The organism is Calothrix sp. CCY 0018 (assembly GCF_963920925.1).
Classification (GTDB): Bacteria; Cyanobacteriota; Cyanobacteriia; order Cyanobacteriales; family Nostocaceae; genus Rivularia.
Map to the genome: position 1 here is coordinate 40,112 of NZ_CAWUDI010000049.1, position 20,130 is coordinate 60,241.

Genomic DNA, 20,130 nt, shown 5'->3' on the forward strand with positions numbered 1-20,130 from the left:
AGTAGTAAGTAGCTCTAGCTCTCAATCTAAGTATATGAGGACTAAAGTCCTTACTACAAACCGGAATCAAAATTATTTTAAATATAGAATTCTTACGAAATTATATTTATTTAGTTTGAGGTATAACATAGTACAAATTATTGTTATATATTCAAATCACAAATGAACGCTAATCATCTACCAGTAAATTCGGGTTTACCTTTGCATCCTGCTAAAGATGTAAATTTAGATGTTTTTAACTCTATCCAAGGTCCCGATTACAAGCAAGGCAAACCTGTAGAAGATATGAAACGATTATTTAACAAACAAGTAATCGTTGATGATGAAACTTTGTTAGATATCGAAACAATCAAAGTACCCGGTTTTATTGGTATTGCAGATGAGGAGATAGTTACAAACTCTCAAGGAGAAACCGTTTCGGGACATAAAGATATTGTCCAGTTTCTTGAAAAATACGGTTTGCTTGTTTGCACTTTTCAATATAATAAAGACCGTTATGGAAAAGAAATCGATTTACGTCGAAGTCCGCAAAGTTACTCTGAAATCAATGATTTGATGGAAATTTTCATCAAAAATGAAGGGCATCATTCTGGGATAATTGTACCAGCAATTAGGAAAGGTGAAAAACAAGCTTTTGCGTCTTTTAACGAACCGGATAGCTATCATAATGGTTTATACGGTAAAAGCGGATTTATTGCAGTAGCCCAAAATTTAGTTTTTCCCGAATTTGTCACACAGCAGCAGCAAAAAGGTTACAGCGACAGCATTATCTGTTGGATGGCTTTGATGAATCCGTTTGTAAAATTTTCCCAAAACGATTTTAATGGGGGAGATCCGACTGGCGTTATTGATCGAGCTAGTCTGACGGAATTTCTCAAAAATTGTGCTTTAGCTAGCCTTGGTAATGAGAGCGCGATCGCCTTTCTCAACGATGCAAAAAATAAAGCTTATTGTGCTGAATTTGTTTATATTAGTCTAAATACTCCTGTTTATCCCTTTAATATCAAAGGTTTAACGTTATTGTTGAATGATGAAGGTAAAGCCAAAGAAATCCTCGCAATTCAAGAAAAACAAAATCGCAGACAAAAAAATATCCTTAGCGATCGCAGCACAAATCCAGAATTTCAAGCTTTTAATATCCAAATGCCAGTTGTACCGCAGGATTTACCATCTTTGAACGTACTCATGGCAAATAACGGCATCAATATAGATTCCAACAGCATTCCTTTTCCACCTTTTACACTGTCTCAAGTATTGCGTCGCGCTTTCCGCACCTTGTTACCTCGTCACAAAGACGTTAATAACCCCAAAATTATAGAAGCACAAGTAAAGCTTTTTGGATATTTAGAACCTTTAATTTTGAAACAATTAGGACTTGATAAACCTTCTAATGGCGGAGTTTCGGAAGCAGCAACCGTAGAAAGACAAGAGAAAATTAAAGGAGTGCAAGAATTTATCACTTTTATAAAATCGCAACTGCAACAAAATTATAATAATTACGCCGGACTTGATGCTGTTGTCGATAAAATTATGCAACAAGCTGATGAATTAGTAGGTGCCAATGATACGAAATATTTTGTTCCACCGCGTATTTATGTAGACTTGGGACAAAATGACGATGATGGTAACTTGCCTCAAGGTTGGGGATTTAAGTTAAATACTTTAGGGGCATTAATTTATCGGGGTGCAATTCGAGATATCGCCGTAAATCCTCCAGAAACACCTCCAGAGATTCCAGAAACACCCGAAACCCCAGAAACTCCCCCCGACAATAATCCTCCGCGTCGGAAATCGGAGATGAGGTAATTTTCAGTTAGCAGTATTAACGTAGTTGTAGGGTGTGTTGTCGCTCCGCGCAACGCACCATTAATTTTTTTGCATAACTAAACTTGAGAAAGTTAAAATTTTATGGATGTTGAAATGCTCAGAAAATATTAGCTACTGTAAATATGAATATAGAGCAATGGCAGCAATTCTTAAAACACTACAGCATCGAACTTTTAGACGAATACTCAAACATCGAAGTTGATGAAGAAGTTTATCAAAATCAATGGATGGGCTATGAAGCCGCAACCGAAACACAGATAGTTGAAGCCGAAAAACGTCTTGGTATAAGTCTTCCAAATTCCTTGCGTAACTTTTATCTCGTAACTAATGGCTGGCGAGAAACTGGTTGTTTTATTTATGATATTCTTCCAGTAGAAGAGATTGATTGGCTGCGAATACGAGATTCAGATTTATACGGTATTGCTTGTGAGTTAGAAGAAATCCAAGCTACTTCCAACGAACACCGTTATCAACAGGGAACGCAAGTTAAAAGAAGCCTAGCCATTAGTTCTTGGGAAGATGCAGCCATTTGGCTTTTAGATCCAGCAGAACAAAATGCTCAAGGTGAATGGGCTGGGGGACGTTGGGCTTCGTGGAATCCTGCAATGAAGTGGACAGCAACAAGTTTTGCTGAGTTAATGAAACTGGAGTTAGAAGACTTTATTCGTTTGCGGGATGGTGAACAGTGAATAATTTCTTTCATTGCGTTTGTTGCGTTCATTTCGATATTTTTGTAAAATCTATGTGAAACAAGGCATAAGGCTAAACATGAGTCTTTCTAAATCAGAACCATCCGGAGAAGCTATTGTACCGAAACCAGAAGATGTAGCTTTAGCTATTAATAGCAGTAAGATTTTGGCATCATATTTACATAAACAACAAGATAATGAGGCTGTAAAAATCCTGCTACCTGGTGATGAAGATGAAATAGCTTTACCTACATCTGCTTATAATTTGCTAATTGAGATATTAAAGCAAATGGCACAGGGAAATACTTTTAGATTAATTCCTGTTAAACCAGAACTTACCACCCAAGAAGCTGCGGATATTTTAAATGTTTCTCGTCCTTATTTAATTACGCTGCTTGAATCTGGTGAAATTCCTTACCGTAAAGTAGGAACCCGTCGTCGAGTGCTTACTAAAGATGTGCTTGACTATAAAAAGCGAATTGATGCAAAACGAATGCAAACTTTAGATGAATTAGCAGCCCAAGCTCAAGAACTTGATATGGGATATTAATTGGGTTGTGTCTATTACTGCTATTTACGACGCTTCAGTTTTATATCCAGCGCCACTGCGAGATTTTCTAATGTGGCTTGCACTTACGGATTTATTTAAGGCACGTTGGACAAATCAAATTCATGACGAGTGGATAAGAAGTGTTCTCAAAAAACGTCCCGATTTAACTCTTGAGCAACTTCACAGAACTAGAAATTTAATGAATGCTAATGTCAGAGATTGTTTGGTAACAGGTTATGAATCGCAAAATATAGAATTAGAATTGCCAGATCCAGATGATATTCATGTTTTAGCTGCTGCGATTCATTGTCAAGCGAATTTTATTATTACTTTCAATCTCAAGGATTTCCCAAAGAAAGTACTTGCCTCTTACGAAGTTGAAGCAATTCATCCCGATGATTTTATCTTAAATTTGCTTCAGCTTGATTCAAGACAAGTTTGTCAAGCCGTCCAAAAACACCGTCAGTCTTTGAATAAACCACAGAAAACAGTTGAAGAGTACCTCGACACGTTAAACCAACAAGGAATCACAAAATCAGTAACTGCTATACGTCAATTATGTGATGAAATTTAAATGTAATATCAAATCCCAGCTAACAGGAAACCTAAATTGCTCCCCACCGAATTCTCTCCCATAGCCTTTATCGCCACTACACCCACTGGTGCAAAGAAACTTCAACCACTTTGCCAAAACAACGCTGCTACATTGTGGGTTCCAGAATCACTATCAGAAATAAATAACGCACAAATATACAAAGATTCCCTGAAAAACCACGTAGCTAGTTTATGGGATAAGCACCAAGCTTTTGTTTTCTGTTTGGCTACAGGTGCAGTAGTTCGACTCATTTCAGGATTACTCAAAAGCAAGTCAACAGATCCAGCAGTAGTGGTAGTAGATGAAACTGGGAAATTTGTAATTAGTTTATGTGGTGGACATCAGGGTGGTGCCGATAAATTAGCAAATTTAATTGCTCTACAATTAGGTGCAACACCCGTTTTAACAGGTGCTTCTAACAGTTTGGAATTACCAGCAGTAGATATGTTAGGTGTCCCTTTCGGATGGTGTCGCGGGAATGGTGATTGGAATGCGGTTAGTGCAACAGTAGCTAAAGGTGAAGACGTAGAAGTTATTCAAGAAGTTGGTTCAACTTTATGGCAAAATTATCTACCTAAATCGCATCCGTTCAAATTCCACGAATCGCCAACCACAAAAGCCACTATTCACATTACCCATAAATCTTCTCCCCCCCTCTCGCCCTCCCCCCATCCCCCCCTCCCTTCCATCATCTGGCATCCGCGAGTCTTATGGGTAGGAATTGGTTGTGAAAGGGGTACTTCAAAACAGGTAATTGCAGATGCGATCGCACAAGTATTTCAAGAAAATCAATTCGCACTTGCTGCCATAGCAGGTATCGCCACAATTGATATAAAAGCTGATGAAGTTGGCTTATTAGAACTTTGTTGTGAAAGGAATTTGCCTTTCAAAACCTTCCCATCCGAAATTCTCCGCATGGTAATGGTACCGAATCCTTCCCAAGTTGTGGAAAAAGAAGTCGGAACACCCAGCGTTGCTGAAGCTGCTGCAATTGTTGCTGCTAAACAAACGTCTCTAAAAGTACCCAAACAAATTTATCGTGCTTCAAACCAAAATTTAAAGGGTGCGGTAACAGTTGCAATTGCTGCTTCGGAAAAAGAATACATCGGTAAAATCGGTAAATTACTGCTAGTTGGAACCGGGCCAGGAAATCTCGAACAAATGACCCCGGCGGCACAAACGGCGGTAGCTAGCGCCGATGCGGTGATTGGTTACGGTTTATATATCGATCTGATTGCTCCCATTCTCCAAAAACACCAAATCGTAGAAGCTTTACCGATTACCAAAGAACGCGATCGCGCGACTCGTGCAATTGAGTTAGCATCATGGGGATTGAGTGTAGCCGTTATATCGTCAGGGGATAGTGGTATTTACGGAATGGCTGGCTTGGTAATGGAAGATTTACAAGCTAGCGGTTGGGATGGTAAAAGTCCCAGCGTTGAAGTATTTCCAGGAGTTAGCGCTTTTCAATCGGCTGCTGCAAGAGTCGGTACGCCGCTAATGCACGATTTTTGTGCCGTGAGTTTAAGCGATTTACTTACCCCTTGGGAGGTAATTGTTAAGCGTTTGGAAGCAGCAGCAGCAGCAGATTTCGTTACAGCTTTATATAATCCTAAATCTAAAACCCGTACTCAGCAGTTAGCTGAAGCTAGAGAAATCTTTCTTAAGCACCGCAATCCCGATACCCCAGTAGCAGTAGTGCGATCGGTTTACCGCGAAGACGAACAAATTACTATAACTACCTTAGAGAAATTATTAGATGTGCCAGTGGATATGTTAACTACCGTTTTGATTGGCAATCAAAGTACTCGCAGTTATGGTGATTGGATGATCACGCCAAGGGGATATAGGAAATGAGGTTAAAAGTTGAAGGTGAATTGCGTGATTATCCCACCTAATTTTTTCTGCATTAATCAATTTACACAATTAGATAAAAATCTTTGCATACCATAAATAAGCTTGATGTTAATTGATCTAATTGTCACCTTAGTGCTTCTATCTACCGAAGCATCTCTTAATACTTATTGAGTTGTTTCTCATTAATCCCTACAATTAGTAAATTAGTACACAATTTTAAATTACGTTCTCTGCTAAGGGAAGGGGGTAGAATGACTCGTCCGATTATATTGGGTATTGTAGGTGACAGTGCTGCGGGTAAAACAACTTTAACTAAAGGTATCGCACAAGTATTAGGTCCGGAAAATGTTACCGTTATTTGTACGGACGATTATCATCGTTACGACCGCAAGCAGCGTGCGGAAATTGGCATTACTGCCTTAGATCCTGACTGCAACTATTTAGATATTATGCAGCAACACCTTTCACAGTTGCGGAATGGACTACCAATTCTCAAGCCAATTTACAATCATACAACTGGTAGTTTAGATGCACCTGAATATATAAAGCCCAACAAATTTGTGATCGTAGAAGGATTGCTGGGTTATTCGACTCTTAAAGCAAGACAATGCTACGATGTCAAAGTTTATTTAGCTCCCCCAGAATCTTTACGTGCAAGTTGGAAAGTTAAACGGGATACTCAAAAGCGGGGTTACACGGAAGAACAAGTTTTAAAGGCACTTGAAGGGCGCGAGCCAGATTCAGAAAAGTTTATCCGTCCCCAACGTCAGTGGTCTGATATTGTCGTCAGCTTTTACCCTCCCAAGGATGATTCGGAAGAAAGTAACGGTCATTTGAATGTACGCTTAGTATTACGTCCAACAATACCCCATCCGGATTTTACGCAAATTGTTAGCTCTGGTAATGGCAATTCCATGTCAGCAATTCGCTTGGATTTAGATCGAGACATGAGCAAACCTGTTGACGTTTTAGAAGTGGATGGACACGCGACATTAGAACAGGTAAATAGATTAGAGCAGGTAATTTGTGCCGATATGCCTAACTTAAAAAACGTTTGCGATCGCGAAAGTAATCCAGAGTTAGGTAAAGTTGCCGGAACTACTGGCGAAAGTATCCAAAGTTACCCATTAGCTTTGACCCAATTACTTATTACTTACCATATGCTCAAAGCAACACAAATGTCTCAAGAAGGTTTGCCAGCCAAAATTTAAACTACAAATGGGGAAGGAGTTTTATTTGTATTGGTAATTCATTTATCTCCCCATCTCCCCCTGAGCCGCACCCCTGCGGGTGAACGGGTTGCGCCACTTGCTACAACGCGCTTGTTCCCGCGCAACGCAGTGGCTGTGCGATCTCCCCACTCTTCCCCATCTCCCCCAGGGCAATAAATAAAATTTAGTTTCTTTTTTAAGGGATAAAATTTGACTACTTAAATTTCATAGAAAAATTAAATCAAATATTAAAGTATATTTATTAACCGATTAATCCCACTAGGTACTATTAACAATTGGCGGATTCTTTTAAAATTTATAATTATTTTTAAAGACTTTATTTTTAGTAAATAACGGGGAATGGGGCGGGTTTATGTGGATTTTTAGATTTGAATTTGTTTGGCTGGGTAACCTGCCCTTACGGGTTTTTGTTGGAGGGAATGGGGTCGGGTGTTTATACGGAAAAAATCTGTATAATACTCGGATACAGTTGAGCAACCCTGCAATCAATCAATATTGATGAAGCGTAGCCCAAACCCGAAGCGTCGGTTTCACGCTCCTACCTGCTAGAGTATGGTGTTGCTTCTTCGTTTTTGCCGTTTAAGTAGTTGATTCATATCTATGGAATCGATGCCTTCGCTTTCTGCTGTTAATGAACAATCAACAGACCTAGAGATTTTTTTAGCGATTCAGTCACAACATCTCAAAGCCTTAGACGTACTTTACGACCGCTACGGCAAGCTTGTTTATAGCACGGCAGTTCAGATACTCAACAACGTCGAAGAAGCCGAAGAGGTGACTCAAGAAACGTTCCTTAGCCTTTGGCAGCGCAGCGAAATTTATCAGCCTAAGAGAGGCTCCCTCAGCGGCTTTCTAATCACCATGACCCGATCGCGGTCTATCGACCGATTGCGATCGCGCAAATCCAGCCAAGAAAAGCTTCAGCGATTTCAAACGTTCTCGGATTACGTACTACCACACCATAATCCCCCGCTAGAATTTGTTACAGTGCAAGAGCGTATTAACCTGGTACATAAAGCACTCAAGCAGCTTTCACCCGACGATAGACAGCTTTTAGAAACCGCTTATTATGAAGGGTTGAGCCAGTCGAAGATTGCTAAACGAGACGGCATTCCGCTCGGCACGGTCAAATCCCGCGTTCGTCAAGCACTCAAAAAGCTTCGCACTGCACTCAACCACCTGGTTTAATCGTTCATATCTCACACCAATCAACATGACTCGCCCTACCGACGACCCCAACCAAACCGATTTAGTGGCAGGCTATATTCTTGATAATTTGAGTGATGAGGAAGCTGCTCGCCTAAATCAGGCGTTAGCCGAAACGCCAACACTGTATGAAGAAATCGAATCATTCAAAGAGGCGTTTTCTTTGCTTCCTTATGATATGCCGATTTTGGAACCTTCGGAGCAACTTAAGGAAAAAATTATCAGCGCCGCGAGTCAGTCAATCGCAGGCACCAGCCCAGAATCTTCCCGTTCCAACGCCTTTGCATTACCTTCACCTCGTCACCGCAGTTGGAAACGGTGGATACCAGCGATTAGTACGAGCATCGCAGCTGTAGCGGTAACGGCTTTCGGTTTAAACCAAGTTCAGCTAAGTCGCCAGTCCCAACAGACGGTAGACCTTCAAAAACAACTCGAAGCCACAAACATTGAGCTAAAGCGTCTTCGTGGCGAGCTTAAAGCCAATCAAACTACAATCGCACGTCTGAGCCAACCTGATATTCAGGTGTATTCTTTGGTAGGTGCAACGCCAAACCCGAAAAACAGCCGCCTTGCAACGGCGCGACTGTTGGCTAAACCGGGCGATGTGACCGTTACGCTCGTAGCCCAAGACTTACCCAAGCTCCCAAACAATCAGATATATAGGCTTTGGTCAGTTGCCAATTCCTCAGCAGATCCAATGTACTGCGGACAGTTTCGCCAAGATGACAGTGGTACAGCGCAGTGGGTCGCTCCAAATGTAGCCTGTACCAAGAACCCTTTGCAGTTGCTCATCACGCTGGATGCCCCTACCGATCCAATTACCTCAGCAGGTCCATTAGTAATGCGAAGCCTCAGTTAAGCTAAGTAACGATACAAAAATATTTAGAGTTGTTCAACTCTTCGGGAAAACTCCGTTTACGTTTACACCGCGTTCAGAATAACCGAAAAGCATTTTTCTTCGTGGAGTTATCTCATAGAATTTAAGTCCTATCGCTACATTTACCACGCTCGAAAAAAAGATTCATCCGATTTCAATCTCGCTTCGTATACTTATCAAGAAGCAAACTAACGTTCTCTCTCATTTAACCCACTTTCGGAGATTTTCACTGCTATGAAACGAATGCTCTCATCTAAAAAAGCTCACTCGATCGGACTGATAATGATTCTCTCTGTTATGGTCAGCATGGCGACAGCTTGCTCTAACGAGGCTGACAACACAGTAGCGCCCACTCAAACAGCAACGCCACCTGCTCAAACAGCAGCGCAACCTACTCCGGGTACAATCGTTGAGATTGCGGCAGGCGATTCTTCTTTCTCAACGCTGGTGACAGCAGTGAAAGCGGCGGGACTCGCCGAAACGCTCTCTGGCGAGGGTCCGTTCACGGTCTTTGCGCCAACCGACGAAGCTTTCGCAGCCTTGCCAGAAGGAACACTGGATAATCTCCTAAAGCCAGAAAATCGCGATTCGCTCCGTAAAGTCTTGACTTACCACGTCGTTTCAGGCGATCTGATGGCGAAGGATTTGAACTCTGGGCAAGTGGCAACCGTGGAAGGTAGCCCCGTCGAAGTCCAGGTGAGTAGCAATGGTGTCAAAGTCAACAATGCCAATGTCGCAAAAGCCGATATTGATGCGACGAATGGCGTGATTCATGTCATCGATAGTGTGCTTCTACCACCTGGTTTATAGTCCTTGCTTCGAGAAGTCCGATGACTGAGCGAATCGGTATGACAGATATCTCTATCGATACCCGATCCCAATGCGAAGATCATGTCTCCGCGATCTAAAATTTTTTTTTAACATTTACTGACATATTGGTAAATTTTTCGGCTCAAACTGGGATAACTAAAAGTAGGTAAACCTATCATTAGTTATTCCCTAGTTTGATCTATGACCTACTGCCTCAGAATTGCCGATATGGCAGAAAACGAGCGTCCGCGAGAACGTTTGTTAGCTCACGGAGCAAAGATTCTAGCTACTGCTGAGTTAATTGCAATTCTACTCGGTACGGGGCAAGGTGCTGGTAAATTGTCTGCTGTAGGTTTAGGACAATATATCTTGCAGGAATTAGGCAAACATCAGCGCGAGCCTTTGGTAGTTTTACGAGATATTAGCGCTGCCGAACTGATAAAAATTCCTGGAATTGGCCCGGCTAAGGCAACAGCGATATTAGCAGCGATAGAATTGGGCAAGCGTACTTTTCAAGCACGTCCCGGAGAAGGTACATTAATTGATAGTCCAGATGCAGCAGCAGCAGCGTTAAGCCAAGATTTGATGTGGCAGCAGCAAGAACGGTTTGCAGTGGTGCTATTAGATGTCAAAAATCGTTTACTGGGAACCCAAGTAATTACGATTGGAACCGCAACAGAAACTTTAGCACCCCCTCGCGAGATATTTCGGGAAGTGATACGTCAAGGTGCAACCCGTTTAATCGTGGCACACAACCACCCTTCAGCAAACCTTGAACCCAGCCCAGAAGATATCGAATTAACCCGTCAACTTTTAGGAGGAGCGCAATTTTTGCAAATTCCTTTAATAGACCACTTAATACTCGGTGACGGCGATTTCCAAAGTTTACGCGAAATTACAAGCTTGTGGGATGAATATCCCCAGGGAGATTAGTTGTAAGGCAAAAATTTCAGCAAATTGGAAATAAATAATTCATAAGTTCGTAGTAGCGCCGTCTCCGCCTCCAAATACTGGAATATGAGGCAAGTACAATGCGCTACTACAAGTCTTCTAATCGCGATCGTTGAGAAGGATTAACTGTAAATATTTCTATCTACTTACTTCTTTACTATTTCCCATAATTGAGAAAACCCCCTCTTTGAAAGGGGGCTTGGGAAATATAACCGCGTAAATTACTTAATTGAACTTTCAATCAGCCGTTTTGCTTAATCTTTTTTCAATCTTGTATATAAATTTAATTTTGATGATGTGACATTAAGGTGACACAACTGGTACTGCCTAAATAAAAGATTATCTGAATGAGTTAAATTAATGCTTTAAAAAATAAAAAAATAGATTTAAAAAACTGCTATCTATAATATTCACAGGGGAAAGTTTCCCCATGAATACTTTGAATTCACAGTCTTTAATACGCATCTTCAACTTCCAATTGAGCAACAGTTACAGCATTAAAAGCAAACGCTGCAACCATTGGTATCGGACATCTCAACCAGTAAGTAACACCAGCGGCTAGCATTGTGGCAACTACTGCTGCAATTGACCAAATACGCTCTTCACAAGTCAATCCTCTTTCCGCTTTTATTGCTCTGAGTACTTTTGCTGGAATTGGCTCCGGCATTACCGCACCAGGAGGAAAAGCCCAGAAGTTATTACAGCGCTCTATATATAAATCCGTCCAACCATTATCTTGACACCACTGGTTGATCCATTCATCGTTGTAATGTCTCATCGGATTGCTAACAAGTCGATTAAAGTTCTTCAGCATAATTTTTTAGATAATAATAAATAGAATTTTCGAGATTAATACTTACAGTTAACAATTCTCTACTCGAAAAGTTGTAACTATAAAATATGAAGCTTTGTAAAGACAATATGATTACTTGCAACAAAGAAAAACAAAGCTTTCACTAATTACAAGATTAACAGCACTTCCCTAATTCCTCGATCAAATGATAATAAACTTTATCTATTCGCTTCAAAGTAAACTTTTCTCAACAATTTTGATATCTAAAACCAGATTTTATTGAAGAAATGTAAAGTTGTTGAAGATGTAAATCAATTGAAGCTTAAAAAAAAATAATTAAAAAAGATTTAATATTTGAACGGGAATGCGTCATTATCAATAAGCGACAGATAAATTCGGTTACTTGTCAAGGTGTATCATCCGATAAAAAACTGTGGAACTTAAGTTGTGTAACGACAAATGATATAAGCTGAATTGAAGGTGTAAATATGTTTGAAGGTGTTAATTTTACTGATGGTTAAACAACTTTGCGAAAAAGTTAGCGGTACTAATTTTAAAACTGGTGTATAAACTCGTTATTCTCTGGGATGCAAATGAAGCGTATTGGTGTAATTGGTGGCGGACAATTAGCATTAATGATGGGTAGTGCTGCACAAAAGCTGAGTGTAGAATTAATTGTACAAACTCCTAATCCTAACGATCCGGCTGTTAGTATTGCCAGCAATACTATTTTTGCCGCAGTTGATGATGCTACTGCTACGGCTGAGTTAGCAAAACAATGTGATGTTATAACTTTCGAGAATGAATTCATTGATATACAAGCTTTATCCAAATTAGCTACAGATAAAGTTTGTTTTCGTCCTCGGATAGAGGCACTGTCTCCTCTTTTAGATAAGTATCATCAACGCTGTTTTCTGCAAGATTTAGGTATACCAGTTCCTAAATTTACATTACCAGAATCATTATTCGCTGTATCATCTCAAACAATACAATATACAAAAATTACTTTCCCTGCTGTTTTAAAAGCTCGTCGTCATGGTTATGATGGTCAAGGAACTTTTATCATTAATGATTTAACTAGTTTAGAAAAAAAGCTATATCAAGATCCGGGAAAAAATCACAAGAATAATTTAATTGAATCTCATTTTTTATTAGAAGAATTTATTCCTTTTCAAAAAGAATTAGCTGTAGTTGCAGCGCGATCGACAAGTGGCGAAATTTCTACTTTTGTAGTAGTAGAAACCCAACAAGAACAACAAGTTTGTCGGCGAGTTATTGCTCCTGCTGACATCAGTCTCCAGATAGAAAAAACTATCAAAGATATTGCTTGTAAGGTGCTTGACAATTTACAAGTAGTTGGAGTTTTTGCTATAGAATTATTTTTGACAAATAGCGGTGAAGTATTAGTAAATGAAATAGCACCTCGAACCCATAACTCCGGGCATTTTTCTATTGATGCCTGTTTTACTTCGCAATTTGAGCAGCATTTACGAGTTGTATCCGATCTGCCTTTGGGTAACGTAGCAATGAAAATACCTTGTGCTATTATGGTAAATTTATTAGGTTATGAAACCTTAAAAAGCAACTATAGTGATAAGCGCTCTGAATTAGCAAAAATTCCAGGAGCGCACGTCCATTGGTATGGTAAATCAGAATCTCGTCCCGGACGCAAGCTGGGACACATTACGGTTTTATTTGATAAATTAAATCGTGATGAGGCGATGACAATTGCCAACAATATAGAGTCTATATGGTATTCTTAATAAATTGATGTAGCAAGTGAATTTAATTTTTTATAATTTTTGAAATTTACTACACAACATCATTTTTGAAAGCTATAATGGGTTTGTTGCACTGCAACGTTGGTGACTGCCATACAGTTTTGTGATCTATGATTTTTATGATATGGGAATCGAATAGTTTCGTGGCAGTATACCGGGCACGTACCCGGAAACTTTAAACGAGGCATTAGGCTCCCCCCTGGTTTAACCAGGTCATAAACTTAGGTAAAACGGCGTTGCGGTGAAATAAACTTTCAAAGTTCCTCAAATCACTTTTCGATTTGAGGAGCTTTGTTTTTGTATTTATAGGGAATAGGGAATTATGTCTAGTTTATTCGCTATTCGCTATAGCCGTAATTGATATGCTGATTTATGTAAAAAAATCTATAAAGCGGACTATATATAATTTCTACAGTAATTGATTAGGGCTTTTTTATTTTTTCTATTTTTCCCTTTGTTTTCTCTATTCAAAGTTGCTCTTAAAGTTTCTCCCTTCACCGCACTTTTCCCTGTTCCCTGTTTTCCAAATATTTAATCGGCATACTATGCACGAAAGAATGATTTATTTAATGTAAATGAAAGCTGATAAAATCATTTAATATTCTTATAGCAATAAATAGTACTGTGTTTCCAGCCTCAGTCTTTAAAATAGGCAACGGGTTAACATTGATCCACCAAGAAATATCCACAACTCCCGTAGTTGTGGCAGATGTTTGGGTTAAAGCGGGAGCCAACTTAGAACCAGAATCTTGGTGTGGAATGGCTCACTTTTTGGAACATATGATTTTTAAAGGTACCGAAACCTTAAAAGCCGGGGAATTCGATCAAAAAATTGAATTTTTGGGTGGGGTAAGTAATGCTGCTACCAGTTATGATTACGCTCATTATTCGTTGACTACTGCTTCTACTTATCTCGAAGAAACTTTGCCTTTGATGGGTGAATTGTTGTTAAATGCAGCTATACCCGAAGTTGAATTAAACTGCGAGCGCAATGTAGTTTTAGAAGAAATTCGCCAAGCATCCGATAATCCCGACTGGATCGGTTTTCAAGCCCTTTATAAAAGCATTTATCAGCAGCATCCTTATGGACGTTCGGTTTTAGGAAGCGAGCAAAACGTTGCACAATACAGAGCAGAGGAATTGCGTTGCTTTCATCGAACTCACTATCAACCAGAAAATATGACAGTAGCGATCGCCGGAGGTATCGGTGCATCGAAGGCTTTAGAATTAGTCAATAGTTGTTTCGATAAATTTGCTCCACCGATGTTAGACTGCCCTCCCACAAAAACAGCTACAAAACCCAACATTACTGGAATTCACCGTCAAGACATCCAATTACCCAGGCTCGAACAAGCTCGTTTACTGATGGGATGGATAGCACCAGGAGTGGAACAAATTCGCATCTGTTATGGTTTAGATTTACTTTCGATAATTTTAGCAGGAGGAAGAACTTCACGATTAGTACGCGATTTACGAGAAGAAATGCAAGTCGTAAACGGTATTTGCAGTAGTTTTTCTTTGCAACAACAATCAAGTTTATTTACTATCAATGCTTGGTTAGAATCGGAACAATTAGAACAGGTAGAAGAATTAATTCGGCTTCATTTACAAAACTTAATTAAAGAAATTACAGAGCAAGAACTTACCCGTGCTAAACGTCTGCTATGTAACGACTATGCTTTTTCAACAGAAACACCATTGCAATTAGCTGGACTTTACGGATACTACAACACTATTGCAACAGCAGAACTTTCAGTAACTTATCCCCAACAAATTAAATCCTTTGACGTAAAAGAACTGCAAAACATAGCATATGAATATCTTTCACTCGATAATTATGCTGTAACGGTAGTCAAAGCTAGCGAGTAGGGGATGAGGAAATAAGCTGAGAGAGGGCGGGAAGAAACTATCCCTCACTCCTAACCACTAACAACTAACCACTAACAACTAATAAATGACAACTTTGCCAAAATCATCGAATGTTCATCGTACTGAATTAAAGAATGGAATAGTATTGCTGGTAACTGAAAATTCTGCGGCTGATGTGATTGCAACTCGAATATTTATTCGTGCTGGAAGTTGTTATGAAAAGCCGGAGAAAGCAGGGTTGGCAAATTTGCTCGGTGCTTTATTAACTAAAGGATGCGACGGACTTTCAAGCTTTGAAATTGCCGAGCGTGTGGAGTCTGTTGGAGCCAGTTTGAGTGCTGATACTGCAACAGATTACTTTGTTTTATCTTTGAAAACCGTTACGGCTGATTTTACCCAGATATTAGAATTAGCAACACGATTATTGCGATCGCCAACTTTTCCTGAAGCTGAGGTGGAGTTGGAAAAGCGAATTGCTCTCCAAGATGTACGCTTGCAAAAAGAACAGCCTTTTAGCGTTGCATTTGAGCAATTACGAAAAGTTATGTACGAAAATCATCCTTACGCATCGTCGGGTAGTGGCGATCAAACTACTATTAGCAATTTAACTCGGTTCGATTTAGTTAACTTTTATCAAACCTATTTTCGCCCAGATAATATAGTTATTAGCATTGCAGGTCGTATTTCTATAGAGGATGCAGAGCAACAAATTGAAAAACTGTTTGGTGATTGGCATCCGGTAGATACACAGCTACCAGTTATGAACGTGTCATTTCCTGAAACCAAACCCCAACAAGTAATTACCCCTCAACCAACACAGCAATCAGTAATTATGTTGGGTTATTTGGGTGCTTCAGTGCATTCGGCTGATTACGCTGCTTTAAAATTGCTTTCTACTTATTTAGGAAATGGGCTTTCCAGTCGCTTATTTATTGAGCTACGAGAAAAGCTGGGGTTAGCTTACGATGTATCGGCATTTTACCCTACAAGGCAGTTCTCTAGTTCCTTTGTGGTTTATATGGGTACGGCACCGGAAAATACGATTACGGCTTTAAAAGGATTACGAAGAGAAGTTGATTTACTTTCCGATAGTAAGCTAGAAGAAGATGCTTTACAAGCTGCGAAAAATAAGATTTTAGGACAATACGCTTTAGGCAAACAAACCAACGGACAACTTGCCCAAATATATGGGTGGTATGAAATTTTAGGTTTGGGAATAGCCTTCGATCAAAAATTTCAAAAAGATATCGCAGCTTTAACCAGTGCAGATGCCATTCATACAGCCTGCCAATATTTAAAGGAACCATTTGTGTCTGTAATCGGTCAAGAAGAAGCGATTAACCGTGTAATTGCGTAGCGGCAGTCTTAGTCATTTACTTAGCATAAATTGCTTACTATTTGGAGCTTTTTTAAGCATTTACACTGCTGTTACGATTTAATTTTATACTGGTTAATAGATAGTATAATTGTAAGAGATTTGCCGGGGGCACAAACCATGATAGGTAGAAGAAAACTAAGTATAATTGAGTACTTACGCTCTCTTATATCGTTTCGTTTCCTTCCGATAAGTAGGTTTTACTGGTTACTTTTGATTTCCTCTACTCCTCTACTATTTGGAACGAGCGCTGGAGTATCAATTGCTGCACCGCAACAAAGGCTGGCTCAAGTAGTTGTAGGAGCAAGTATGAATCGTCCTACCCTTAAAATGGGTAGTAAAGGAGTACCAGTAAGTGAATTACAAGGTGCTTTAAAACTTTTAGGTTTTTATAGAGGTGAAGTTGATGGCAATTTCGCCCAAGCAACTCAAAAAGCAGTTTCCGGTTTCCAACAAGCAGCAGGTTTAAAATCAGATGGGGTTGTAGATACTAATACTTGGCAAGCCCTTTTTCCCAACATAACTGCATCAACAGAAGTAGCTAATACACCCGTTACTAGCGCTCCTACACCACCACCTTCTGATACCTTTCCCACGCCTACAGAATCATTCGGTAGCGTTACGGTGGTAAATAATTCGACACAGCAACAAAGACGAATAACGCCTGCTGTAAACAGTCCGATAAGAGTTGTTAAGCCTAATCCAGAACCGAAGCCTGCAACTCCATCGGCTAGGAATACCGAACCAACACCAGCAAAACCAAAACCTCGTAATACCGTTCAGAAGCGGAAACCCGCACCTGCACAAAGACAAGCTGCAACCACACGTACTCGCCAAACCACACGTACTCGTCAAAGCAGCACAACCACCCAGAAAAAAGCTCCTGAAATCCAATATACAGCCCAAGGATTACCAATTTTGCGTCCGGGAATGCGAGGTACTCAAGTTGTTAAATTACAGGAAAAATTGTCTAATTTAGGATTTCTCAAAAGCGTTGATGGAGATTTTGGTCCCGTAACAGCAGAAGCAGTAAAAGCATTTCAGAAGCGCAACGGTTTAGAAGCCGATGGTGTTGTCGGAGGTGCTACTTGGCAACTTTTAGATAAATAGAGAAAGGTAAACTTTGATTTAATATCCGATTTTTTTGTATGGTGCGTTATCGTTGTTGTGGTAACGCACTTATTATTATTTCTAATATCAAGGTTGATATCCAGGTTTGTTGGGTTGAACGAAGTGAAAATAATTTCTTTTTTGGGGCTAACTCCATAAGTACTTAGGCAAAATTAATTGTACATCTGTCATTGCGAGTGGAACGGAGTGAAACGTTAGCGCAGCGTCTCCCGAAGGGAGATAGCAATCGCAAGGTGTTGGGATTGCTATCTCCTTAAGTCCCTCCGGGACGACCTTCGGTACGGACACGCTCCGCTAACCCTGTCGCTCGCAATGACACAAATAATTTTGCATACCCACTTATCAAATGGGTTACTTCTTTCGTGGTGCAATTATTTCAAAAGTTTATCTCTTACGAATGATGTAAAATCCTCCGAAAATTTAAACAATTGATACATAACCTATCGCTTTTGCATAGGTTTAAATCATTGTTTTTATAAGGAAATTAGATCAAAATGAATCCCTCAGAAGATAAAAACTATAATACATCCGGAGCATCAACTCACGGTAGCGGTAGTATAACTCCAGATGCAGGTCCCGATATTGGTCGTGCGGAGTATTCATCTACTCAGGTACCAGAAGATAATGAATCTCAATTAGATGAAGATGTAAATGAAGCTAATCCTCAAACTTATGAGGAAGAAAAAGAAGATAATGTTGGTCAAAATCAAATAGGTATTGTTGGTCGTACAACCGGGTAATTGTGGTTATTGATTACTCATAGATATCTTCGGAAAACATTTATATGATTTCAAATTTAAACAAATACCTAACCCCCCTACCCCCCTTCCCTAGTAGGGAAGGGGGAAATAAAGCCTCTCTCCCTGTGGGGGAGAGGTTTGGAGAGGGGTCTTTTTTCATTTCCGGAGATGTCTAATATATCAAGTCCGGTTTATTTCAATAGTCTTTACCCGGACATGATAGTATGACTCATAAATTTTTAATGCCTCGTCAACCTCGTGAGATCGAACCGGGTTATTGCTACCATCTCACTACCCGTTGCAATAATCGCGAATTCAAATTAACTCGTCATCAATGTCGAGAGGTGTTTCTCTACGCTATCAAAAAAGCGATCGCTAAATTCAACTTTAAACTTTATGCTCTGTGCATAATGTCAAATCACGTTCATTACTTGCTCGAACCAAATCAACCAGAAGATTTACCCCAAATAATGCACTGGCTCAACTGGTATACCGCTATGTGCTTTAATCGAATGCTCAACAGAACTGGTCACTTTTGGGAGAAGCGATATCACAGTACGGGTTTTGCTAAGTACCTACGCAAAATTAATTGTGTACTGTCATTGCGAGGAACGAAGCAATCGCAGGGACTTGAACTTTTTAGAATGTTAAATTAATTTTGCACACCTACTTAATACCGACAAACGCAGAGCTTTAAATACTCTACGCTACATCCATGCCAATCCCAAAGCTGCTGGGATGCAACAAGGCTTGTTCTACGATTTCAGCAATTATGGTACTCATGAGAGATTGAGTGATGATGGGATAACTCAATGGCATCCGGCTTTTTTCTCTTTGGGTAAATCCCTCGAAGAATGTGCAGCGAGGTACCGAGGATTTTGCAAAAAGTACAAACCAAAACCAAAACCTGAGAAATCCTACCACTGGGGAAGCAAACTGTTACCAAAAGTAGTCAAAGGCAAAAGAAAAAATAAAACTTCACCAGGACAAATGCGGCTTCTTTGAGATGATTGGGAAGTTGTAGATTCAGAAGTGAGCAAGGTAGCAGAAAAATTTGTAATGGCTAATTGCTATGACCCTAAAATTGCGGCTCAGTTTTTCAACGATGCTTGAGCAATTGAGTCACAAGTTTAATAATTTTAACCTTTGACCTTTAACCTTTAACCTTCTGGGCGGTGCCAGGTATCGGATTCTTGAAAAGCCTATGTTTTCGTAAAAAAACTTCTATTCACAAATTTTAATAAAGAACTGGGACGCTTATATGTTACAGTTTACAAGTCGCAGCGCGAAAAAAGAATTCTGCCCTCACCGCCCCAACACGCATTACATACGAATGGTATCCCATTTGTAGTATCCCCAAAGGTACCACTCTATTATTTTTCTCAGCTTGTTCTATCACCTGATTGTAATTTGAGAAATCTTTTGTATCTAAATCATCATACCATCCTATGTGATAGGCAAAACGCAGATAGTTTTCAATATCTGACTTCTTCAGTTCAGTGATACTCAGTCGGTTTCCTGTGTCATCCCAAATTTTCTTTTGCACGCTAAAGCTAAAACGTCCACCTGAATTTTGTATCCAGTATTCATCAATTTTTTTCAGGTCAGAACACGAAAAATTATTAATGCCTTCGATAAAGAGGTAATCTTTTGTATTAGCAATAAAAACCATAAGCTTATTCGTTAATTTCTCAGCTTCCTGCCAATTTTGATGTTTTAAAGAGTATTCAAGTGCATCGTATAGGTGCTGTTCGAGAGAATTCTTAACCTCATCAAGCTGGTCAATTTCTGTGGTTCTTCAGTACCTAGTATGCTAAAAATACCATTAAAAGCTATAAGATGAAGAA

The 20,130-nt window shown here is 39.7% G+C and carries 19 protein-coding genes and 1 other RNA gene; 18 read left to right on the forward strand and 2 right to left on the reverse strand.

Annotated features, from left to right (window positions below; translation table 11 throughout):
• Nucleotides 1-162: 162 nt before the first annotated feature.
• The 10 genes from ACM03V_RS27950 (at nt 163) to radC (ending at nt 10,576) form a co-directional block, all read left to right on the forward strand.
• The gene (locus tag ACM03V_RS27950; RefSeq protein ID WP_414624074.1) at nt 163-1,806 is read left to right on the forward strand and encodes a hypothetical protein; all 1,644 of its coding nucleotides are present in this window, start codon (nt 163-165) and stop codon (nt 1,804-1,806) included.
• 143 nt (nt 1,807-1,949) lie between these two features.
• Nucleotides 1,950-2,516, forward strand: coding sequence for an SMI1/KNR4 family protein (locus tag ACM03V_RS27955; RefSeq protein ID WP_414624075.1), 567 nt, complete (start codon nt 1,950-1,952; stop codon nt 2,514-2,516).
• 79 nt (nt 2,517-2,595) lie between these two features.
• On the forward strand, nt 2,596-3,066 hold the full coding sequence (locus ACM03V_RS27960; RefSeq protein WP_414624076.1) for a helix-turn-helix domain-containing protein: 471 nt from the start codon (nt 2,596-2,598) through the stop codon (nt 3,064-3,066).
• A gap of 7 nt (nt 3,067-3,073) precedes the next feature.
• A complete protein-coding gene (locus ACM03V_RS27965) occupies nt 3,074-3,640 on the forward strand; it encodes a PIN domain-containing protein (protein ID WP_414624077.1) in 567 nt (188 codons plus the stop codon).
• 36 nt (nt 3,641-3,676) lie between these two features.
• Nucleotides 3,677-5,518: a precorrin-3B C(17)-methyltransferase gene (gene cobJ, locus ACM03V_RS27970; RefSeq protein WP_414624078.1), complete on the forward strand. Its 1,842-nt coding sequence runs from the start codon at nt 3,677-3,679 to the stop codon at nt 5,516-5,518.
• Between the two features lie 251 nt (nt 5,519-5,769).
• Nucleotides 5,770-6,729, forward strand: coding sequence for a phosphoribulokinase (locus ACM03V_RS27975; RefSeq protein ID WP_414624079.1), 960 nt, complete (start codon nt 5,770-5,772; stop codon nt 6,727-6,729).
• A gap of 630 nt (nt 6,730-7,359) precedes the next feature.
• Nucleotides 7,360-7,938, forward strand: coding sequence for a sigma-70 family RNA polymerase sigma factor (locus ACM03V_RS27980; protein WP_414624091.1), 579 nt, complete (start codon nt 7,360-7,362; stop codon nt 7,936-7,938).
• Nucleotides 7,939-8,134: 196 nt separating this feature from the next.
• On the forward strand, nt 8,135-8,815 hold the full coding sequence (locus ACM03V_RS27985; protein WP_414624080.1) for an anti-sigma factor: 681 nt from the start codon (nt 8,135-8,137) through the stop codon (nt 8,813-8,815).
• A gap of 252 nt (nt 8,816-9,067) precedes the next feature.
• Nucleotides 9,068-9,643 carry a fasciclin domain-containing protein gene (locus ACM03V_RS27990; protein ID WP_414624081.1) on the forward strand — a complete coding sequence of 192 codons (576 nt, stop codon included), beginning with the start codon at nt 9,068-9,070 and terminating at the stop codon, nt 9,641-9,643.
• A 201-nt stretch (nt 9,644-9,844) separates the two neighbouring features.
• The gene (radC, locus tag ACM03V_RS27995) at nt 9,845-10,576 is read left to right on the forward strand and encodes a RadC family protein (protein WP_414624082.1); all 732 of its coding nucleotides are present in this window, start codon (nt 9,845-9,847) and stop codon (nt 10,574-10,576) included.
• A 472-nt stretch (nt 10,577-11,048) separates the two neighbouring features.
• Here the strand turns inward: radC and ACM03V_RS28000 are convergent, their stop codons facing one another.
• Nucleotides 11,049-11,372: a hypothetical protein gene (locus ACM03V_RS28000; RefSeq protein ID WP_414624092.1), complete on the reverse strand. Its 324-nt coding sequence runs from the start codon at nt 11,370-11,372 to the stop codon at nt 11,049-11,051.
• Nucleotides 11,373-11,980: 608 nt separating this feature from the next.
• Here ACM03V_RS28000 and ACM03V_RS28005 point away from each other — a divergent pair.
• The 8 genes from ACM03V_RS28005 (at nt 11,981) to ACM03V_RS28040 (ending at nt 19,288) form a co-directional block, all read left to right on the forward strand.
• The gene (locus ACM03V_RS28005; RefSeq protein ID WP_414624083.1) at nt 11,981-13,150 is read left to right on the forward strand and encodes a 5-(carboxyamino)imidazole ribonucleotide synthase; all 1,170 of its coding nucleotides are present in this window, start codon (nt 11,981-11,983) and stop codon (nt 13,148-13,150) included.
• 85 nt (nt 13,151-13,235) lie between these two features.
• A non-coding RNA gene (gene ssrS / locus ACM03V_RS28010) (6S RNA) lies at nt 13,236-13,417 on the forward strand.
• Nucleotides 13,418-13,792: 375 nt separating this feature from the next.
• The gene (locus tag ACM03V_RS28015) at nt 13,793-15,037 is read left to right on the forward strand and encodes a M16 family metallopeptidase (RefSeq protein ID WP_414624084.1); all 1,245 of its coding nucleotides are present in this window, start codon (nt 13,793-13,795) and stop codon (nt 15,035-15,037) included.
• Nucleotides 15,038-15,122: 85 nt separating this feature from the next.
• Nucleotides 15,123-16,394 (forward strand): M16 family metallopeptidase, encoded by a 1,272-nt coding sequence (locus ACM03V_RS28020; protein WP_414624085.1) that lies wholly within the window; start codon nt 15,123-15,125, stop codon nt 16,392-16,394.
• 231 nt (nt 16,395-16,625) lie between these two features.
• Nucleotides 16,626-17,522: a peptidoglycan-binding protein gene (locus tag ACM03V_RS28025; RefSeq protein ID WP_414624086.1), complete on the forward strand. Its 897-nt coding sequence runs from the start codon at nt 16,626-16,628 to the stop codon at nt 17,520-17,522.
• Between the two features lie 515 nt (nt 17,523-18,037).
• Nucleotides 18,038-18,283: a hypothetical protein gene (locus ACM03V_RS28030; protein WP_193916906.1), complete on the forward strand. Its 246-nt coding sequence runs from the start codon at nt 18,038-18,040 to the stop codon at nt 18,281-18,283.
• Nucleotides 18,284-18,507: 224 nt separating this feature from the next.
• The gene (locus tag ACM03V_RS28035) at nt 18,508-18,939 is read left to right on the forward strand and encodes a transposase (protein ID WP_414624087.1); all 432 of its coding nucleotides are present in this window, start codon (nt 18,508-18,510) and stop codon (nt 18,937-18,939) included.
• 82 nt (nt 18,940-19,021) lie between these two features.
• On the forward strand, nt 19,022-19,288 hold the full coding sequence (locus ACM03V_RS28040) for a hypothetical protein (protein ID WP_414624088.1): 267 nt from the start codon (nt 19,022-19,024) through the stop codon (nt 19,286-19,288).
• 259 nt (nt 19,289-19,547) lie between these two features.
• On the opposite strand, the gene ACM03V_RS28045 is transcribed toward ACM03V_RS28040, so the two are convergent.
• The gene (locus ACM03V_RS28045) at nt 19,548-20,069 is read right to left on the reverse strand and encodes a GUN4 domain-containing protein (protein ID WP_414624093.1); all 522 of its coding nucleotides are present in this window, start codon (nt 20,067-20,069) and stop codon (nt 19,548-19,550) included.
• Nucleotides 20,070-20,130: the final 61 nt, after the last annotated feature.

Bases quoted from the DNA above. Each gene is read 5' to 3' on its own strand.
- ACM03V_RS28035 (WP_414624087.1), top strand. From the start codon at position 18,508: ATGACTCATAAATTTTTAATGCCTCGTCAACCTCGTGAGATCGAACCG.
- ACM03V_RS28000 (WP_414624092.1), bottom strand. From the start codon at position 11,372: ATGAGACATTACAACGATGAATGGATCAACCAGTGGTGTCAAGATAAT.
- ACM03V_RS28005 (WP_414624083.1), top strand. From the start codon at position 11,981: ATGAAGCGTATTGGTGTAATTGGTGGCGGACAATTAGCATTAATGATG.
- ACM03V_RS27975 (WP_414624079.1), top strand. From the start codon at position 5,770: ATGACTCGTCCGATTATATTGGGTATTGTAGGTGACAGTGCTGCGGGT.
- ACM03V_RS27950 (WP_414624074.1), top strand. From the start codon at position 163: ATGAACGCTAATCATCTACCAGTAAATTCGGGTTTACCTTTGCATCCT.
- ACM03V_RS28040 (WP_414624088.1), top strand. From the start codon at position 19,022: ATGCAACAAGGCTTGTTCTACGATTTCAGCAATTATGGTACTCATGAG.
- ACM03V_RS27955 (WP_414624075.1), top strand. From the start codon at position 1,950: ATGAATATAGAGCAATGGCAGCAATTCTTAAAACACTACAGCATCGAA.
- ACM03V_RS27980 (WP_414624091.1), top strand. From the start codon at position 7,360: ATGCCTTCGCTTTCTGCTGTTAATGAACAATCAACAGACCTAGAGATT.
- ACM03V_RS27985 (WP_414624080.1), top strand. From the start codon at position 8,135: ATGCCGATTTTGGAACCTTCGGAGCAACTTAAGGAAAAAATTATCAGC.
- ACM03V_RS27960 (WP_414624076.1), top strand. From the start codon at position 2,596: ATGAGTCTTTCTAAATCAGAACCATCCGGAGAAGCTATTGTACCGAAA.
- ACM03V_RS28020 (WP_414624085.1), top strand. From the start codon at position 15,123: ATGACAACTTTGCCAAAATCATCGAATGTTCATCGTACTGAATTAAAG.
- ACM03V_RS28030 (WP_193916906.1), top strand. From the start codon at position 18,038: ATGAATCCCTCAGAAGATAAAAACTATAATACATCCGGAGCATCAACT.
- radC (WP_414624082.1), top strand. From the start codon at position 9,845: ATGACCTACTGCCTCAGAATTGCCGATATGGCAGAAAACGAGCGTCCG.
- ACM03V_RS27990 (WP_414624081.1), top strand. From the start codon at position 9,068: ATGAAACGAATGCTCTCATCTAAAAAAGCTCACTCGATCGGACTGATA.